The sequence below is a fragment of the Catenulispora sp. MAP12-49 genome (assembly GCF_041262705.1).
Classification (GTDB): domain Bacteria; phylum Actinomycetota; class Actinomycetes; order Streptomycetales; family Catenulisporaceae; genus Catenulispora.
The window spans coordinates 286,354-303,883 of the sequence record NZ_JBGCCP010000001.1 but is presented as its reverse complement, the minus strand read 5'-3'; the positions used below and the strand labels follow the sequence as shown (position 1 = coordinate 303,883).

The following is a 17,530-nucleotide window of genomic DNA, read 5'->3' as shown; positions in this document are numbered from 1 at the left end:
GCTGTGTGGGCTCGTCTCACCCTCCGGGCCTACTAGGCTGGGCGGGAAGCAAACACCCCAGCACGAAACACCCCAGCAAGGAAGGGCCGGCACGCATGGGCAAGAAGTCGAGCAGGACCGCGAAGGCCGGGCCGGCTCAGGTTGTGGACGGCGAGATCCCGGTCGTCGGCGCACGTGAGGCGTGCCCCTGCGGGTCCGGGCGCCGCTACAAGGCCTGCCACGGGCGCGAGGCCGCCGCGTCGGCGCACCAGCACGCCGCCGAGGCGACCGCGAACAAGCGGCCGTTCGAGGGCCTGCCGGGCGAGGCCGACATCGTGGCGATGCGCGAGCTGGTGCCGGCCGCCACCGCGCCGCTGAAGCTGGCGGGCGAGCACGCCGGCCGCAGCGTCACCCTGGCCACGGTGCTGCCGATGGCCGCTCCGGCGGTGCACCGGGACACCGGCGAGATCATGCTGGCGCTCCAGACGCTGGCCACCTCCGGGGACCCGGACCGCGACCTGGCCGACGCGCTGCTGCGCGCCCTGGACAGCGAGCCCGGCACGGTCGTGGACTCGGCGGCGCCGACCACCGACGGCCCGCGGCTGCGGGACCTGCTGGACACCAGCGGCGACAGCCTGGACATCACCGTCCACGAGGACTTCTCCTTCTGGATCATCGACGGCGCGGACGTGTCGGCCGAGGCGCAGCTCTCGCTGGAGCACGCCAACGCCGCCGCGTACCCGACCAAGAAGCTGGAGTCCGTCCCCTCGGCGTACTGGACGCGCATCCGCGAGAAGGGCCACCTCCGCTGGGTCATGCCGCACGAGGAGGAGAAGCTGATGGACGCGCTGGCGCGCCTGCACGCCGCCAAGCAGTCCGGCCTCGGCGAGGGCACCCGCTACGTCGGCGCCTTCCGGGCCTGCGGCCTGGTCGTCCCGGTCTGGGACCTCCCCAAGGAGATGGAGGCCGAGGAGATCGAGAAGCCGGCCGCCGAGTTCGCCGAGCGGCTGGCCGAGGCGCTCGCCGACGACAGCCCGCTGACGAACGAGGAGCGCCGTGCGCGCGCCGGTCTGGTGAGCCGCCAGGTGACGCTGCGCTAAGGGTTGCGAGCCCTATAGCTCTATAGCTCTACAGCTCTACAGCTCTACAGACAGAAAGCGCGGGAGTCCTCTAAGGGCTCCCGCGCTTTCTGCTTGTACGCGTTACGCGTTACGCGCTACTGATGCCGCCCGCGCCGCCGCGTCGCGAAATACAACCCGGTGCCGCAGCCGAGTGCGAGCACTGACAGCACCGCCCACCACAGCGAAGCGTCGCCGCCTCCCGACGCCGTCGTGCTGTCCGCGTTAGCAGCGGGAAGCATCGTTCCGTTCTCCGGCACAGCAGGTCCGGGCTCGTCCTTGGTGCCGACCCGGGCATGCCCACTGTGTCGCGCGTGGTGCGGCGAGGCGACATACGCCGCCGGGCCCGGGGCGCCCTTAAGCGTTGACGGAGCAGCGGGGCCCGCGGTCTGCGGAACGTCTGCCGGGGTGGTTCCCACAGGGCTTCCCGGCGCGGACGTTCCAGGCATCGACGTAGGAGCCGGGGTAGTCGCCCCCGAGCTCTGACACGCCGCCTGCACATCGCCGAGCCGCAGCTTCTGTACCGGCCCGCTATAGAGCTGTTTGCCGGCGCTGTCGTAGAAGACCCCGCTGATACTCAGATCCAGATGCGCGTGCCCAGACGTAGTCGCCGTCTGCTGTGCCTGCGTGGCGGTGGTGGTGTACGAGACCTCAAGGCTCCCGTGATCCACCCCCGCGGCCCCGAGCTGGGCCCCGGTCACCGGCACCGTGGTCTTCCCGGTCGCGATGCTCGTCCCGAGTACGGTCACCGAGCTGGGGGTCGTGTGCACGTAGGTGTCGGCTCCCTGCGCCGACGGAGTGCACTCGGCATGTGTGTCCACAGCAGAGATCGAGTACAGCTTCTTGCCGTGCAGCGTGTACTCCACCGAAGGCTGCGCGTCGGCCCAGTTCTTCGCCGGGTCCGAGTGCGTCTTCGCCAGCGCCGGCTGGTCGACGGTGACCCGGTCGAGCAGCCCGGTGGGATCCTGCGTGCTGTCGGCGGAGGCGTCCCCGCCGTTCTGCACCACAGTGCTGGTCGCGTACGAGCCCTGAAAGGAGGTGAGCGAGAGCGCCGGGACGCTGTCGACGGTCACCGTGACCAGCGTGCTGGCGGCCGCGTGCGCGGTGGTGGCGGCCGACGTGGGCGTGGGCGCGGAGGCGGGTGCGGCCTGTGCGGACGCGGGCAGAGCCGCGCCTGTCAGGGCTACCAGGGCCGCCGCGCAGACGACGGTCGCCGCGGCGGTCGGCAGCAGGGCCAGGGCGCGCGGCGGGGCCGTGCGGGAAAGTGCCATGGCGGCCATGAAATCGCACGAACAGCACCGGATCCGGCATTTCGCCCGCCGCCGATTCGCGTCTCGAACAAACTTGTTTTGCGTTCAACGATCGCCCGTGGGTACTGTGCTTCCAGCCCGGTCGCTGGTGCATCCCCCGTCGCCAGCGCCCGGGTGTCTAGCTACCGGGGCGTCAGCGGCTATTACTCCACGTGTCCGGAATCGGACGGTCGCACACCGTCTTCGCCAGGCCGCAGATACGCGTCCAGCATCCCGCTGAGTTCCTCCAGCAGCCGGTCCATCGGCACGGGCCCCGCGGCCCGCGCCGAGATGACGAAGGACTGCGCCGTCAGCAGGACCGTGCGCGCCTGGAGCGCCACCGAGCCGGCCCGGATCGAGGCGTCTTCGTGTCCTTGCTCGAGCCGTACCGACAACAGGTCCAGCGCGTAGTGCTGGAGCGGGCCGAAGTCGCGGGTCAGGTAGGGCAGCAGGAACTCGGCGTCGGACTCCAGGATCTTGTGCATCAGCAGGTCGCCGTGGAACGCCCGCACCACCTCGACCGTCCCGGTGACCAGCAGGTCGCGCGCGCTGCGGCCGCCGCCGGCCAGCTCCTGCAGGCCCGCGTTGCGCCGCACCACCCTGATCAGCTGCCGGCCCAGCACCTCGGTGAGCAGGGCGTCGATGTCGGGATAGCGCCGGTACAGCGTCATCCGGGACGCGCCTGCCCGGCGCGCTACCTCGGCGAGCGTGGTGTTGCGCAGTCCCAGGTCCAGCAACGCGCTCTGCGCGGCGTCCAGGATCTTGTCGTCGCTGTGTCGGCTGCGGTCCATCGTCCGTCACGCTACCTCTAGGCTCGGGGCATGGAGGCGGAACCTGTCACAGAGGTCACATCGAGTGACGTCTTCGTCATCATCCCGGCATGGAACGAACAAGAGCGGATCGCGGCCACCGTGCGCGCCGCCGCGCTGCTGGGACCGGTGCTGGTCATGGACGACGGATCCCGCGACGCGACCACGCGGATCGCCCGCCGGGCCGGGGCCCGCGTGCTCACCACTCGGCGCAACCTGGGCAAGGGGGCGGCGATGGCCGCCGGTGTCGCGGCGCTGCCGGATCAAGCCCGCTACGTGCTCTTCCTGGACGCCGACCTCGAGGACACCGCGGCCGGGGCCGGCCCGCTGGTCGAGGCGGTCCGCACCGGGGCCTGCGACATGGCGGTCGCCCTGCCGCCGCCGCAGCCCGGCGGGGGCCACGGCCTGGTCGTCGGCCTGGCCCGGGAGGGAATCAAGAGGCTGACGGGCTTCGAGGCGGCGGCGCCGCTGTCCGGGCAGCGCTGCCTGACCCGGGACGCCGCCGAGGCCGTCCGGTACGCGCCGCGCTTCGGCGTCGAGGTGGGCCTGACCATCGACCTGCTGCGCGCCGGCTACCAGGTGGCCGAGGTCGCCGCGGACCTGCGGCACCGGGTCACCGGTGAGGACTGGCGGTCCCAGATGCACCGGGCCCGCCAGTACCGGGACGTGCTGCTGGCCCTCAGATCACGGTCCCTGCCGCCCCGGAGTCCGTGACCACCGCCTTGCCGGCGGCCTCCCAGGCCTGCATGCCGCCGGTGACGTTGACCGCCTGCACGCCGTTCTGGTCCAGGTACTGCGCCACCTGCGCGGAGCGGCTTCCGGCGCGGCAGATCACGTAGACCGGGCCCTCGGGCGTGCCCAGCTCGTCCTTGCGTGCGACGAACTCCGACATCGGGATGTGCTTCGCGGTCGGGGCGTGCCCGGCCGCCCACTCGTCGTCCTCGCGGACGTCGAGCAGCAGGCCGCCCTCGGGCAGCGAGTTCACGTCGGTCGTGGCCAGCATGAGTACTCCTAGGTCTGATGGGTCTGACGCGGTCTGGCGCGGACGGGGCTCGGGACGGCCCGGTTCCGGCTCGGGACATCCATCAAAGCATTACGGGCAGGCCACTCGGACCGGCTAGCCTTGGTCCATGATTGACCTGCGTCTCCTCCGCACAGACCCGGAGCGTGTCCGCGCCTCGCAGCGCGCCCGAGGTGAAGATCCGACCCTCGTCGACGCGCTGCTGTCCGCGGACGAGGCGCGCCGCGCGGCCGTCTCCCGCTTCGACACCCTGCGCAACGAGCAGAAGCTGCTCGGCAAGCAGATCCCCAAGGCCGCCGGGGATGAGAAGGCCGCCCTGCTGGACCAGGCCAAGAAGCTGGCCGAGGAGGTGAAGGCGGCCGAGAGCCACCAGCACGAGGCCGACGACGTGCTCCGGAGCCTGCAGCTGGCGCTGTCCAACGTGGTCATCGACGGCGTCCCCGAGGGCGGTGAGGACGACTTCGTCCTGCGCGAGACCGTCGGCACCGCCCGCGACTTCGCCGCCGAGGGCTTCGAGCCCCGCGACCACGTCGAGCTCGGCAAGCTGCTCGGCGCCATCGACCTGGAGCGCGGCGTGAAGGTCGGCGGCGCGCGGCAGTACTACCTGACCGGCGTCGGCGCGCTGCTGGAGATCGCGCTGCTGAACATGGCGATGGCCCAGGCCACGAAGTACGGCTTCACCCCGGTGATCACCCCCTCGCTGGTGAAGCCGGAGGCGATGGCCGGCACCGGCTTCCTGGGCCAGGCCGCCGAGAACGTGTACCACCTCACCGAGGACGACATGTACCTGGTCGGCACCTCGGAGGTGCCGCTGGCCGCGTACCACATGGACGAGATCCTGGACGCGGCCAAGCTTCCGCTGCGCTACGCCGGCTACTCCTCGTGCTACCGCCGCGAGGCCGGCAGCTACGGCAAGGACACCCGCGGCATCATCCGGGTGCACCAGTTCGAGAAGGTCGAGATGTTCTCCTACGTCCTGCCCGAGGAGGCCGAGGCCGAGCACCTGCGCCTGCTGGGCTGGGAGAAGGAGTTCCTGACCGCGCTGGAGATCCCGTTCCGGGTGATCGACGTCGCGGCCGGGGACCTGGGCAGTTCGGCGGCCCGCAAGTACGACTGCGAGGCCTGGATCCCCACCCAGGGCAAGTACCGCGAGGTCACCTCGACCTCGAACTGCACCGAGTTCCAGGCCCGCCGCCTGCAGATCCGGATGCGCGACGCCGACGGCGTGCGCCCGCTGGCGACGCTGAACGGCACGCTGTGCGCGATGACCCGGATGATCGTCGCGATCCTGGAGAACCACCAGAACGCCGACGGCTCGGTGACGGTGCCGGCGGCGCTGCGGCCGTACCTCGGCGGACGCGAGAAGCTGGAGCTGGTCGCGGGCTGAGGCCCGGTCTTCCCTGACAGAATGCGAGGGCGGCGCTCAATCGACTTGGATTCGATTGAGCGCCGCTTTGTTGCTTGGTGCGTTCTCCCCGAATGTTCAGGACTTCGGCAGGTTGCCGAGGTAGGCGAGGTATCCGTCGGCGTACTTCTGGAACCCGTACGAGTCGAGGAAGCCGGCCACCTGGTCCTCGGTCACGACGTGCGAGGCGGGCGGATTCCGGCCGACAGCCGTCTTGCCGGTCCACCGGTTGATCCACTTCGTGTTCCCGGTGTTGGTGCTGTCGGTGCTGTCGGTGTTGTCGAGGGTCCCGGTGTAGGTCCCCTCCCGGTACCAGGCGCTGTCGTCGTTTCCGATGTTCAACGCGATGGTCTTGCCCCGCCGTCCGGTCAGAACAGCCGACAGCTGCCACGTGGTGCCGTAGCTGTTCGGTTCCCGCCACAACGCCCCGTGCCAGCCGTCGGCCACGCCGACGGTCGTGCACTGGACGGTCTTGTTCAGCGCCGCCGGCATCTTCCCGCAGTCGTTCGAGGCGGCCGTTCCCACGAACGTGGCGGGGTGCGCCTGGTCGTAGCCGCCGTCGATCGCGAGGCGGATGGAGACGTGTTCCCGACCGGCAGCGGTGACCAGCGTGTAGCCGTCGGGGTAGTAGACGTTCGCCGGATCTTCCGGGTGGACGGCCAGGTACTTCAGCTCCGATCCGAAGTCCTTCATCTCGTCGGCGGAGCCCTTGACCGGATCGACGTAGCTGAGCTCGTCGAGGTCCTTCTTCACCAGCGTCTGGTCGGCGCGGGAATCCATGGTCAGGTCGGCGTGGTAGTCCGGAATCACCTGTACGCCCGGGAACGCCGAGCGCAGGGCCGTCTGCGTCGCCTCGCAGTTCGCCTGGTCGACCGCCGGATTCGTGGCGAGCTTGTCCACCACCACGGTGCCCGGGTTGGGCGTCCAGACCCAGTGCTGGTGCCCGCAGTAGCCAATACCCTGCGAACCTGCGCCCGGCGCGGTCGCGTCTCCGCGATGTGGCAGGGCGCTGACAGTCGTCCCGGCCGTCGCCAGCACGGCCAGTGCCACGCCCACGCCGGCCGCCTGATAGCGCCGGACCTTGACCCGGTGCGCGTACCCGGTCAGCACGCCGGGCACGACGTCCGCGGTCAGGTCGACGTCGTCCAGCGCGTCGTCGAAGAGGTGGCGCATCCTTTCGGTGTCGGGCTGTTCAGTTCCCATACGAGATCTCCCAGTGCTCGGAATCGGTGGCGGCGAACCCGTCGCCGAGCAGCACGCGCAGCCGGGCCAGGGCTCGCGAGGACTGGCTCTTGACGGTGCCGGCCGAGCACCCGAGCGCGGCGGCCGTGGCCTCCACGCTCAGGTCCTCCCAGTACCGCAGCACCACCACGGCCCGCGCCCTCGGCGGCAGCCGGTCCAGCGCCGCCAGCAGCGACAGGCGCACGCCTATGGCGCGGTCCGGGGCGGCTCGGTCCTCGGGCCACCCGGACTCCCAGGCCTTGCGCCACAAGGCTTTGCGCTCCCGGTCCGTCTTGCGCGCCGCGGTCCGGTAGGCGTTGATGAGGACCCGGTGGGCGTACGCGTCGACGTCGTCGACGCGCTGTACCCGCCGCCACGCGCGGCACAGATCCAGCAGCGCCGTCTGCGTCAGGTCCTGTGCGCTTTGGCTGTTCCCGCACAGCAGGTACGCCGTCCGCATCAGGTGCCGTTGCCGGGCGTGGGCGAACTCGGTGAAGTCCGCGAGCTCGTCGTCGGTGAGCCTGCCTAACACCGGATACCCGCCCTCCGTGGTGTGCTGTCGTTCATGACAGCCGCTTCAGAGTGCTGAGGCGTCCAGTTGGTTGCTCGGGACGGCCGTGTCTTTGCGCGGCAGCATGACGAAGGCGTAGAACCCGGCGAGGATGAACAGCAGGCCGGTGATCGTGAACATGGTGTCGATCGGCCCCATGTGCAGTCCGGCGACGTCGGTGTGGAAGTGGAGCATGACCGTGCTCATCAGCCAGCCGATCAGCACGGTCGAGCCGAGCTGGGTGACGCTGATGAACGGCATCAGCACCGAGACCACGCGGCCCAGCATCGCCCGCGGCGTCACCTGGATGACCAGCGGCTCGAAGGCGGCGTTGGCCATCCCGATGGGCAGCAGGCCCGCGAAGACGATGGGGATCGCGGCCCAGATGGACGTCTGCCGGGCGTAGACCAGGATCAGGATGCCGGAGGCCCCGACCGTCGTCCAGACCGTGTTCACCGTGCCGATCCGCGCCACCGCCCGGGTGGACAGCAGACCGCCCGCGATGGCCCCGGCGCCGGCCGCCATTCCGAGCAGGCCGTAGAGCTTGGGCGCGGAGTGCAGGTTCTGGGTGGTGAAGAAGACGTCGAGCGTGTTCATCGCCTGGCCGCCGAAGTTGGCGATGCAGGCCGAGACGATCACGACGATCAGCACCCGGGTCCTGGCGAAGAAGGCCAGTCCCGCCTTGAACTCGGTCCAGAAGCCGGATTCGGCGATGGCTTCGGCGGTCGGGGCGTTGTCCGGGATCGGGACCGAGCGGATCGCCAGGAAGGAGACCACGTAAGACAGGGCATTGATGATGATCGCCCACTGCACGCCGGCGGCGAACAACAACGGCGCGGCCAACGGCGGGCCGATCATGCCGGCCAGCGCGTCGGTGGACTGGGTGATGCCGGCCGCCTTGGCGATCTCCTCCGGACCGTTCACCACGTCGGGGACGACGGCCATGCGCGACGGGCCGAAGAACGTCCCCGCCGCGTTGACCGCGAAGACGACGGCGTAGATCACGGTGAGCCAGATCCCCACCGGAAGCTTGTCGGCGGGCAGGAAGGAGACGATCGCGAGCCCGCCGACCAGGACGGCCCGGACCGCGTCCATCCGGAGCATCGTCCGTTTCCGGTTCCAGCGGTCGGCGAAGACGCCGGCCGCCGGGGCGATGGCGAACATCGCCAGCAGGCCTGAGATGAGAACCCCGGACACGGCGATCGGGGCCCAGCTCTTGCCGTTTCCCAGCTTCGTGGCGATCCACAGGACCAGCGTCGTGTTGAAGACGTAGTCCCCGACCTTTGACACCGCCTGGCCGTACCAGAGCCTGGTGAAATCGCGGTTGATGATGGTTTTCATGTGCCCCTCCCCGTGGTGGGCACATTTACCCACAGCGTTTTAGCGAATGTCTATACGCCGTCTTACCTTTGATGACGTACGCGAAGTACGCCAGGCTCCTGAGACGTCACCGTCCGTCCCGTCTCGTCTGCTGGGGGCTCGTCGCCAATGAAACGCAGAACATCCAGCCTGCTCACCGCCGTCGCGCTGGTGTCGGGAGCGGCCGCCTCGACGCTGGCGGCCGTGCCGGCGCAGGCCGCGGCCAACTCGGGAACCTGTGCCTCAGGCTTTGAGAAGCAGGGCCCGATCAGCTTCAACCCGTCGGCCGCGGTGGCTCCCGCGACCATCGCGATCAGCGTCGCCGGCAACACCATCGACTCGAGCAACGGCTGCAAGGCCGTCCTGGACTTCGGCGACGGCTCGTCGGCCGCGCTGTCGACGGACCAGGACGTCTCGCACGTCTATCAGAACGCCGGCGACTATCGCGTCACCCTGACACTCCAGTGGCCGGGCTACTCCCCGGCGGTCGAGAGCGGGCACCTCCTCGTCGGCGGCGCCGCCGGCCAGGCGCAGATCACCCGGATCGCGGGCGTGGACCGGCTGGACACCGCGGTGAAGATCTCCCAGAAGCAGTGGCTGACGGCGGACCCGAAGAGCAGCTGGGGCCAGGCCCAGACCGCGGTCATCGCGACCTCGGGCACGTTCCCGGACGCGCTGGCCGGCGGCCCGCTGGCCGCCTACAAGCGCGGTCCGCTGCTGCTGACGCCGTCGAACTCGGGCCTGTACGGCCCGGCCAACGACGAGATCAACCGCGTCGTCCCCAAGGGCCGCACCGTCTTCATCCTCGGCGGCTACGCGGCGGTCCCGGCCTCGGTGGACCAGCAGCTGATCAACGAGGGCTACAAGGTCCAGCGCTTCGCCGGCCAGACCCGTTTCGACACCGCGCTGCAGGTCGCGAAGTTCGGCCTCGGCGACCCGGCGAACGTGGTGGTGGCCACCGGCACCGACTTCCCCGACGCGTTGTCGGCCGGCCCGCTGGCCGCCGGACCCCGGGCCACCGAGGTCGCCGGCCAGCAGCCGCAGCCGGCCGCCATCATCCTGACCAACGGCTCGAGCTTCTTCGACCCGACCACCTCGGCGTACGTGAAGAGCAAGCTCGGCACCTCGAACTGCAAGGCGGTCACGGCCGTCGGCGGCTCGGCGGTGCACGCGCTGCACGCGCTGGCCGCCGGGCAGTGCGACAGCGAGCTGTACGGCGCGAACCGCTACGAGACCTCGGCGAAGGTCTTCGGCGAGTTCGACCTGACCTACCTGGTCGGCGTGGCCAGCGGCACCACCTTCGCCGACGCCCTGACCGGCGCCGCGTACGTGGCGAACGTTCAGCAGCCGCTGCTGCTGACCGACCCGAACAGCCTGCCCGACTCGATCGGCGCCTACTTCGACGCGATGGGCAAGCAGGCCGGGATCTCCTACGTGGACGTCTTCGGCGGGTCGAAGGCGATCACGGACACCGTGTACCAGCAGATCACCGACGCCGCCCACACGGGCCAGTACAACCCGTGAGGCGGTAGCCGGTAGTCGGCAAAGAAGGACAGCTAGACGCGCGTCCCGTTTTTCCACACCCTGTGGACAAGCGGGACGCCCGGCCGGTAGGCGAGGTGGAGGAAGCTCGGGGCGTCCAGGACGGCGAAGTCCGCGCGAGCCCCGATGCCCAGGTGGCCGATATCGGTGCGGCGCAAGGCTTTGGCGCCGCCGACGGTCGCGGCCCACAGCGCTTCGGCCGGCGACATGTGCATGTCCCGCACCGCCACCGCGATGCAGAACGGCATCGAGGTGGTGTAGCAGGACCCCGGGTTGCAGTCGGTCGCGATCGCGACGGTCGCGCCGGCCTCCAGGAGGCGGCGGGCGTCCGGGTAGGGCGAGCGCGTCGAGAACTCGACGCCCGGCAGAAGCGTCGCGACGGTCTGCGACCCGGCCAGGGCCTCGATGTCCTTGTCGTCCAGGAACGTGCAGTGGTCGGCGGAAGCCGCGCCGAACTCCACGGCCAGCTGGACGCCGGGCCCGTTGCCGAGCTGGTTGGCGTGCAGCCGTACGTCGAGCCCCTTGGCCTGCGCGGCGGTGAGGATCTCGCGCGTCTGCTCCGCGTCGAAGGCGCCGCGCTCGCAGAAGACGTCGGCGTAGTCGGCGTACGGGGCGCAGGCGTCGAGCATCGGGCCCTTGACGAGCTCGACGTAGTCCTCGGGCCGGTCCTTGTACTCGGCCGGGACGACGTGCGCGCCGAGGTAGGTGACCGCCTCGGCCTGCTCGCGCGCCAGGCGCAGCGCCCGGGCCTCGTCCTCGACGGTGAGGCCGTAGCCGGACTTGCACTCGACGGTCGTCGTGCCCTGCCGCATCATCTCGCCGATGAGCCGCCCGAGGTTGTCGCGCAGGTCGTCGTCGGTGGCGGCGCGGGTGGCGGCCACGGTGGTGCGGATGCCGCCGGCGCTGTACGGCGTGCCGGTCATGCGCGCGGCGAACTCCTGCGCGCGGTCGCCGGCGAACACCAGGTGCGCGTGGCTGTCGACGAAGCCGGGGATTACCGCGCGGCCGTCAAGGTCGGCGAACTTGTCGGCGTCCGGAGCCTGGGCCGCGGATCCGGTCCAGACGACCCGGCCGTCCTCGACGACCAGGGCGGCGTCGGCGAGGGTGCCGGCCTCGGCGTGGGTGGTGAGTTCGGCGATGTTGGTGAACAGGGTGGTGGTCACTTGAAGATCGCCCCGATCGTCGCCGCCAGCCGCCCCGGCACGTCCTCCACCAGGGCGTGCCGATGATCGCGCACCGTGAAGCGCCCCGCCACCACGACATGCCGGACGTCGGCCGCCGTGGCCGCGAAGACCACCGATTCGGCGGCGTGCGCGGGCTGCACGCCGGCCAGGCGCACGGTGTCCAGCGCGATCGTCGTGAAGTCCGCGAGTGCTCCGACTTCCAGGCGTCCCGCCCCGGGCCAGCCGAGCGAGGCGTGCCCCGCTTCGGTCGCGGCCTGCAGCAGTTCCGAGGCCGGCCAGTGGCCGCGGCGTTCGGTGCGCAGGCGCTCGTCCAGTTCCACCGCGCGCGCCTCCTCGAAGAGGTCGATCACCGCGTGCGAGTCCGAGCCCAGGTTCACCGGGGCGCCGGCCAGGTGGACGGCGTGCGCCGGGCCGATGCCGTCGGCCAGGTCGCGCTCGGTCGTGGGGCACATGCAGACCGCCGTACCCGAGGTGCCCAGCAGGTCGATGTCCATCTGCGACAGGTGGGTGGCGTGGACGGCCGTGGTGCGGGGGCCGAGCGCGCCGTGCGCGTGGAGCAGTTCGGTCGGGGTCTTGTGGTGCCGGGCCAGGCACGCGTCGTTCTCCGCGCGCTGCTCGGACAGGTGGACGTGCAGCGGCATCTCGTTCTCCGCCGCGAAGGCCACCACCGGCGAGAGCTGGTCCACCGGGACCGCGCGCACGCTGTGCACCGCCGTGCCGATCCGGACCGAGTCAGAGCCCGCATACGCCTTGCGCAGCGCGTCGACCCGGTCGGCCCAGCGGCCGGCGTCCCCGTCGGAGAAGCGGCGCTGGACGTCGTTCAGCTCGGTGTCGAAGCCGCCGGACAGGTAGCAGGTGTCCAGCAGGGTGATGCGGATGCCGGCGGCCTGGGCGGCCTCGGCCAGCGCGTGGCCCATGGCGTTCGGGTCCTGGTACAGCCCGCCCTTGGGCGAGTGGTGCAGGTAGTGGAACTCCCCGACCGCCGTGACGCCGGCCAGCGCCATCTCGGCGAAGACCGCGGTGGCCAGTTCGCGGTAGGAGTCCGGGTCCAGGTGCGCGGCGGCCTCGTACATGCGCTCGCGCCAGGTCCAGAACGTGCCGGACTCGACCTGGGTGCGGCCGCGCAGGGCCCGGTGGAAGGCGTGGGAGTGCACGTTCGCCAGGCCCGGGATGGTCAGGCCGGCCAGCCTCTCGGCGTCGTCGGGGCGGGGCTTCACCCCGCAGGTGACCGCGGTGATCCGCCCCTGCGCCACCTCGATGAGCACCTTGCTCTTGATCTCGCCGCCGATCCAGGCCAGCTGGCACCAGAAGCGCTTCGGGGCTGGTGCGCTCGGTGCCGCCTGTGTGTCCTGTGTGTCCTGTGCGCTCTGAGCGCTCTGTGTGGTTTGTGCGGTCTGCGGGGCTTGCGGGTTCTCGGGGGAAGTCACTGGCACAGCTCCTGCAACACGTCGGCGAGTGCGGTCACCCCGGCCAGGCAGTCGCGGTCGTCCGCGTGCTCGCCGGGCGCGTGGGACACGCCGGTGGGGTTGCGGACGTACAGCATCGCGGTCGGTACGGCCGCCGCCAGGATCCCGGCGTCGTGCCCCGCACCCGTCGGCAGCACGGGGACGGCGCCGAAACTGAGACGGAGACTGCCCGCAAGACGGTTCCTCAAAACGTCGTCGAATTCCACGACCGGTGTGTGCGACTCGCGTTCGGTGCTCAGTATGGTGCCGTCACGGCCGGCCCGCTCGTCCGCGGCCTTGATGATCTCCTCGGTCACGGCTGCCAGGATCTCATCGCCCGGGGCCCGAACGTCCAGCCAGGCGCGCACCCGCGAAGGGATGGCGTTCGTGCCGTTGGGCTCCACGACCAGGCGCCCGAAGGTCGCCACCGCCCCGCCGAGCTTGGCCTTCTTGCGGGCCGCCAGCACGGCGTTGGCGTAGGTGAGCATCGGGTCGCGCCGGTCCTCCAGCCGGGTGGTGCCGGCGTGGTTGGCCTCGCCGGCGAACTCGAAGCGCCAGCGGCTGTGCGGCCAGATCGCCGAGGCGACCGCGACCGGCGATTCGGTGAAGGCCAGCGCCTTGCCCTGCTCGACGTGCAGCTCGACATACGCCGCGATGCCGTCCAGGCGCTCGTCGTCGCGGCCCAGCGTCGCGGGGTCCTGGCCGGCCCGCTCCATCGCCGCGGCCATCGAGACGCCGTCCAGATCGCACAGGCCCCGCGCCTTCTCGGCGTCCAGCGCGCCGGTCATCAGCCGGGATCCGGCGCAGGCGATGCCGAACCGGGCGCCCTCCTCGTCGGAGAAGCAGGCGACCGCGAAGGGCTTCGCCGGGGTGAATCCTCGGGCGCGCAGTACGTCGACGGCCGCGAACGACGACACGACGCCGAGCGGTCCGTCGAACGCGCCGCCGTCGGGCACCGAGTCCAGGTGCGACCCGGTGACGATGGCGCCGGGGCCCTTGGGCCCCCACCACGCCCACAGGTTGCCGTTGCGGTCGGTCTCCACGTCCAGGCCGCGCGCGGCGGCCTCGGAGCGGAACCATTCGCGGCACGCCAGATCCGCGGTGTTCCAAGCGAATCGGCGGTAGCCGCCGGTGTCGGAGTTCAGGCCGAGGGGCAGAAGCGAGTGCCACATTTCGTTGTAGCCGCTCGCTTCTGCTTCATCCACAGCCCTGTGGACAGTTTTTTCCACAGCCACTGTTACGCGTCACCCTCACGCATCGGCACGCGCACTCCGCGCTCGTCGGCGACCTCGTCCGCACGGTCGTAACCGGCGTCCACGTGCCTGATCACGCCCATGCCCGGGTCGTTCGTGAGGACTCGGCGGACCTTCTCCCCGGCCAGCTTCGTGCCGTCGGCGACGGTCACCTGCCCGGCGTGGATCGAGCGGCCCATGCCGACGCCACCGCCGTGGTGGATCGACACCCACGAGGCGCCGGAGGCGACGTTCACCATCGCGTTCAGCAGCGGCCAGTCCGCGATCGCGTCGGAGCCGTCGGCCATCGCCTCGGTCTCCCGGTACGGCGAGGCCACCGAACCGGCGTCCAGGTGGTCGCGGCCGATGACGATCGGCGCGGCCAGCGTGCCGTCGGCGACCATGTCGTTGAAGCGCTCGCCGGCCTTGTCGCGCTCGCCGTAGCCGAGCCAGCAGATGCGCGCCGGCAGGCCCTGGAAGTGCACGCGCTCGCCGGCCATCTTGATCCAGCGGGCCAGCGACTCGTTCTCCGGGAACAGCTCCAGGATCGCCTTGTCCGTCTTGGCGATGTCGCTCGCCTCGCCGGACAGCGCGGCCCAGCGGAACGGGCCCTTGCCCTCGCAGAACAGCGGACGGATGTAGGCCGGGACGAAGCCGGGGAAGTCGAAGGCCCGGGTGTAGCCGGCCAGCTGTGCCTCGCCGCGGATCGAGTTGCCGTAGTCGAAGACCTCGGCGCCCTTGTCCTGGAAGCCGACCATCGCCTCGACGTGCTTGGCCATCGACTCGCGGGCCCGCTGCGTGAACTCGGCCGGCTTGTCCTTCGCGAACTGCTTCATGTCGTGGAAGTCCACGCCGATCGGCAGGTACGCCAGCGGATCGTGCGCCGAGGTCTGGTCGGTGACGATGTCGATCGGCGCGTCCATCGCCAGCAGCTGCGGGACCAGCTCGGCGGCGTTGCCCAGGACGCCGATGGACAGCGGCTCGCGCTTGTCGCGGGCCTCGGTGGCCAACTGGAGCGCGTGGTCCAGGGAGTTCGCCTTGACGTCCAGGTAACGGTGCTCGACGCGGCGGTCGATGGACCGCTCGTCGCAGTCGATGCAGATCGCCACGCCGCCGTTCATCGTGACGGCCAGCGGCTGCGCGCCGCCCATGCCGCCCAGACCCGCGGTCAGGGTGATGGTCCCGGCCAGGGTGTCGTGGACTGCGGTCGCGATAGCGGAGCCCTTTTTGCTCAGCTTCGCGGCGACGGCGGCGAACGTTTCGTAGGTGCCCTGCAGGATGCCCTGCGTGCCGATGTAGATCCACGAGCCGGCGGTCATCTGGCCGTACATGGTCAGGCCGAGGGCCTCCAGGCGCCGGAACTCCTCCCAGTTCGCCCAGTCACCGACCAGGTTGGAGTTGGCCAGCAGGACGCGCGGGGCCCACTCGTGGGTCTGCATGACGCCGACCGGCTTGCCGGACTGCACCAGCATGGTCTCGTCGTTCTTCAGCGTCTGCAGGGTGCGCACCATCGCGTCGAAGGACTGCCAGTTGCGCGCCGCCTTGCCGGTGCCGCCGTAGACGACCAGCTCGTCGGGGTGCTCGGCGACCTCCGGGTCGAGGTTGTTCATCAGCATCCGCATAGCGGCTTCCTGCTGCCACCCCTGTGCGGTGATGTTCGTGCCTCGGGCGGCGCGCACCGGGCGCGGACCACTGGTCGCGGTCATTCCTGGACCCCTCTCATTCATGCGGGCGATCGACCGTATGATCTCATTCATTCAGACGGAGCAGGAACCCCACAAGGGAAGCAGGGTGGCAATGAGCCAGACAGTGGTGATCGGTGAGGCGGATCTCACTTTCGGTGACGTCGTCGCCGTGGCCCGGGGTGGCGCGCGCGTCGAACTGTCCGCGTCCGCGCTGAAGGCGTTGGCCGAGGGCCGTGCGGTGGTGGACCGGCTGGCCGCGGCCCCGACCCCGGCCTACGGCATCTCGACCGGCTTCGGCGCGCTGGCCACCCGGCACATCGACCCGGAAATGCGCGCGCAGCTCCAGCGCTCGCTGATCCGCTCGCACGCCGCCGGCATGGGCCCGGTGGTCGAGCCCGAGGTGATCCGCGCGCTGACCCTGATGCGGCTCAAGACGCTGGCCACCGGCCACACCGGCGTGCGCCCGGTGGTCGCCGAGACCATGGCCGCGCTGCTGAACTCCGGCGTCACGCCGGCGGTCCGCGAGTTCGGCTCGCTGGGGTGCTCCGGCGACCTGGCCCCGCTGTCCCACGTCGCCCTGGTGCTGATGGGCGAGGGCGAGGTCGTCGGCGCCGACGGGGTCTCGGCCGTGGCGGCCGGGCCGGTCCTGGCCGAGCACGGCATCGAGCCGCTGGAGCTGGCCCCCAAGGAGGGCCTGGCGCTGATCAACGGCACCGACGGCATGCTCGGCATGCTGATCATGGCCCTGGGCGACCTGACCGAGCTGGTGAAGATCTCCGACATCTCGGCGGCGATGTCGGTCGAGGCGCTGCTGGGCACCGACAAGGTGTTCCGCCCCGAACTGCACGCCATCCGCCCGCATCCGGGCCAGGCCGCCTCGGCCGCGAACCTGGTGAAGGTGCTGCACGGTTCGGCGATCATGGAGTCGCACCGCGAGCCCAACGAGTGCACCCGGGTCCAGGACGCCTACTCGCTGCGCTGCGCCCCGCAGGTCGCCGGCGCCACCCGCGACACCATGGCGCACGCCGCGACCGTCGCCGAGCGGGAGTTGGCCTCGATCGTCGACAACCCGGTGGTGCTGCTGGCCGACGGCCGCGTGGAGTCCAACGGCAACTTCCACGGCGCCCCGGTCGCCATGGTTCTGGACTTCCTCGCCATCGCCGCCGCCGACCTCGGCTCCATCGCCGAGCGCCGCACCGACCGCATGCTCGACGTGGCGCGCTCGCACGGTCTGCCGCCGTTCCTGGCCGACGACCCGGGTGTCGACAGCGGCCTGATGATCGCGCAGTACACGCAGGCCGCGCTGGTCAGCGAGAACAAGCGGCTGGCCGTCCCGGCGTCGGTGGACTCCATCCCGTCCTCGGCGATGCAGGAGGACCACGTCTCCATGGGCTGGTCCGCGGCGCGCAAGCTGCGCACCGCCGTCGACAACCTGCGGCGCATCCTGGCCGTCGAACTCGTCGCCGCCGCGCGCGCCCTGGAGCTGCGCGCGCCGCTGGAGCCGGCCCCCGGCACCGGCGCGGCTGTGCGCGCGCTGCGCGAGGCCGGCGTCGGCGGACCGGGCCCGGACCGGTTTCTGTCGCCGGAGCTGCGGGCCGCCGAGGACGCGCTGAAGGCCGGCGCGGTGCTCGCGGCCGTCGAGGCGGCCGTGGGACCGCTGAACTGAGGCCCTGCGGCTTGCCTCATCCCGG

At 70.9% G+C, this 17,530-nt stretch carries 15 protein-coding genes; 5 read left to right on the top strand and 10 right to left on the bottom strand.

Annotated elements, in window-relative coordinates; genetic code table 11:
- The first annotated feature begins 95 nt into the window (after positions 1-95).
- Positions 96-1,079 carry a DUF5926 family protein gene (locus ABIA35_RS01345; protein WP_370339910.1) on the top strand — a complete coding sequence of 328 codons (984 nt, stop codon included), beginning with the start codon at positions 96-98 and terminating at the stop codon, positions 1,077-1,079.
- Between the two features lie 116 nt (positions 1,080-1,195).
- Here the strand turns inward: ABIA35_RS01345 and ABIA35_RS01340 are convergent, their stop codons facing one another.
- Together ABIA35_RS01340 and ABIA35_RS01335 are read right to left on the bottom strand one after the other, a co-directional pair.
- Positions 1,196-2,368 carry a hypothetical protein gene (locus ABIA35_RS01340; protein WP_370356175.1) on the bottom strand — a complete coding sequence of 391 codons (1,173 nt, stop codon included), beginning with the start codon at positions 2,366-2,368 and terminating at the stop codon, positions 1,196-1,198.
- Positions 2,369-2,550: 182 nt separating this feature from the next.
- A complete protein-coding gene (locus ABIA35_RS01335) occupies positions 2,551-3,177 on the bottom strand; it encodes a TetR/AcrR family transcriptional regulator (RefSeq protein WP_370339912.1) in 627 nt (208 codons plus the stop codon).
- A gap of 30 nt (positions 3,178-3,207) precedes the next feature.
- On the opposite strand from ABIA35_RS01335, the gene ABIA35_RS01330 reads away from it, so the two are divergent.
- Positions 3,208-3,909 (top strand): glycosyltransferase family 2 protein, encoded by a 702-nt coding sequence (locus tag ABIA35_RS01330; protein ID WP_370339913.1) that lies wholly within the window; start codon positions 3,208-3,210, stop codon positions 3,907-3,909.
- Here the strand turns inward: ABIA35_RS01330 and ABIA35_RS01325 are convergent.
- On the bottom strand, positions 3,875-4,195 hold the full coding sequence (locus ABIA35_RS01325; protein WP_370356637.1) for a rhodanese-like domain-containing protein: 321 nt from the start codon (positions 4,193-4,195) through the stop codon (positions 3,875-3,877). The genes ABIA35_RS01330 and ABIA35_RS01325 overlap by 35 nt on opposite strands.
- Positions 4,196-4,325: 130 nt before the next feature.
- Here ABIA35_RS01325 and serS point away from each other — a divergent pair, with 130 nt between their 5' ends.
- Entirely contained in the window at positions 4,326-5,603 is a 1,278-nt protein-coding gene (gene serS, locus ABIA35_RS01320; protein WP_370356173.1) for a serine--tRNA ligase, read from the top strand.
- 96 nt (positions 5,604-5,699) lie between these two features.
- On the opposite strand, the gene ABIA35_RS01315 is transcribed toward serS, so the two are convergent.
- From ABIA35_RS01315 to ABIA35_RS01305, 3 genes are read right to left on the bottom strand one after another with little or no spacing between them, the layout of a single operon-like run.
- On the bottom strand, positions 5,700-6,824 hold the full coding sequence (locus ABIA35_RS01315) for a hypothetical protein (RefSeq protein WP_370356171.1): 1,125 nt from the start codon (positions 6,822-6,824) through the stop codon (positions 5,700-5,702).
- Positions 6,814-7,374 (bottom strand): SigE family RNA polymerase sigma factor, encoded by a 561-nt coding sequence (locus ABIA35_RS01310; protein ID WP_370339916.1) that lies wholly within the window; start codon positions 7,372-7,374, stop codon positions 6,814-6,816. The genes ABIA35_RS01315 and ABIA35_RS01310 overlap by 11 nt, the downstream gene beginning before the upstream one ends.
- A 45-nt stretch (positions 7,375-7,419) precedes the next feature.
- Positions 7,420-8,733 carry an MFS transporter gene (locus tag ABIA35_RS01305; RefSeq protein ID WP_370356169.1) on the bottom strand — a complete coding sequence of 438 codons (1,314 nt, stop codon included), beginning with the start codon at positions 8,731-8,733 and terminating at the stop codon, positions 7,420-7,422.
- Positions 8,734-8,880: 147 nt separating this feature from the next.
- On the opposite strand from ABIA35_RS01305, the gene ABIA35_RS01300 reads away from it, so the two are divergent.
- Positions 8,881-10,275, top strand: coding sequence for a cell wall-binding repeat-containing protein (locus ABIA35_RS01300; RefSeq protein WP_370339918.1), 1,395 nt, complete (start codon positions 8,881-8,883; stop codon positions 10,273-10,275).
- A 32-nt stretch (positions 10,276-10,307) separates the two neighbouring features.
- Here the strand turns inward: ABIA35_RS01300 and hutI are convergent, their stop codons facing one another.
- The 4 genes from hutI to hutU all read right to left on the bottom strand — a co-directional run bounded on the left by hutI (position 10,308) and on the right by hutU (position 15,860).
- A complete protein-coding gene (gene hutI / locus ABIA35_RS01295) occupies positions 10,308-11,456 on the bottom strand; it encodes an imidazolonepropionase (protein ID WP_370356167.1) in 1,149 nt (382 codons plus the stop codon).
- Entirely contained in the window at positions 11,453-12,904 is a 1,452-nt protein-coding gene (locus ABIA35_RS01290; protein WP_370356165.1) for a formimidoylglutamate deiminase, read from the bottom strand. The genes hutI and ABIA35_RS01290 overlap by 4 nt, the downstream gene beginning before the upstream one ends.
- A complete protein-coding gene (locus tag ABIA35_RS01285) occupies positions 12,901-14,094 on the bottom strand; it encodes an allantoate amidohydrolase (protein WP_370340169.1) in 1,194 nt (397 codons plus the stop codon). The genes ABIA35_RS01290 and ABIA35_RS01285 overlap by 4 nt, the downstream gene beginning before the upstream one ends.
- Before the next feature lie 65 nt (positions 14,095-14,159).
- Positions 14,160-15,860 (bottom strand): urocanate hydratase, encoded by a 1,701-nt coding sequence (hutU, locus tag ABIA35_RS01280; protein WP_370339921.1) that lies wholly within the window; start codon positions 15,858-15,860, stop codon positions 14,160-14,162.
- Between the two features lie 91 nt (positions 15,861-15,951).
- On the opposite strand from hutU, the gene hutH reads away from it, so the two are divergent.
- The gene (hutH, locus tag ABIA35_RS01275; RefSeq protein WP_370356163.1) at positions 15,952-17,505 is read left to right on the top strand and encodes a histidine ammonia-lyase; all 1,554 of its coding nucleotides are present in this window, start codon (positions 15,952-15,954) and stop codon (positions 17,503-17,505) included.
- Positions 17,506-17,530: the final 25 nt, after the last annotated feature.

What these genes read in the sequence shown, in the direction of transcription:
- ABIA35_RS01285 (WP_370340169.1), bottom strand. Translation starts at nt 14,094, where the DNA reads ATGTGGCACTCGCTTCTGCCCCTCGGCCTGAACTCCGACACCGGCGGC.
- ABIA35_RS01335 (WP_370339912.1), bottom strand. Translation starts at nt 3,177, where the DNA reads ATGGACCGCAGCCGACACAGCGACGACAAGATCCTGGACGCCGCGCAG.
- ABIA35_RS01305 (WP_370356169.1), bottom strand. Translation starts at nt 8,733, where the DNA reads ATGAAAACCATCATCAACCGCGATTTCACCAGGCTCTGGTACGGCCAG.
- hutH (WP_370356163.1), top strand. Translation starts at nt 15,952, where the DNA reads ATGAGCCAGACAGTGGTGATCGGTGAGGCGGATCTCACTTTCGGTGAC.
- ABIA35_RS01315 (WP_370356171.1), bottom strand. Translation starts at nt 6,824, where the DNA reads ATGGGAACTGAACAGCCCGACACCGAAAGGATGCGCCACCTCTTCGAC.
- ABIA35_RS01330 (WP_370339913.1), top strand. Translation starts at nt 3,208, where the DNA reads ATGGAGGCGGAACCTGTCACAGAGGTCACATCGAGTGACGTCTTCGTC.
- ABIA35_RS01300 (WP_370339918.1), top strand. Translation starts at nt 8,881, where the DNA reads ATGAAACGCAGAACATCCAGCCTGCTCACCGCCGTCGCGCTGGTGTCG.
- ABIA35_RS01340 (WP_370356175.1), bottom strand. Translation starts at nt 2,368, where the DNA reads ATGGCACTTTCCCGCACGGCCCCGCCGCGCGCCCTGGCCCTGCTGCCG.
- ABIA35_RS01345 (WP_370339910.1), top strand. Translation starts at nt 96, where the DNA reads ATGGGCAAGAAGTCGAGCAGGACCGCGAAGGCCGGGCCGGCTCAGGTT.
- serS (WP_370356173.1), top strand. Translation starts at nt 4,326, where the DNA reads ATGATTGACCTGCGTCTCCTCCGCACAGACCCGGAGCGTGTCCGCGCC.
- hutU (WP_370339921.1), bottom strand. Translation starts at nt 15,860, where the DNA reads ATGACCGCGACCAGTGGTCCGCGCCCGGTGCGCGCCGCCCGAGGCACG.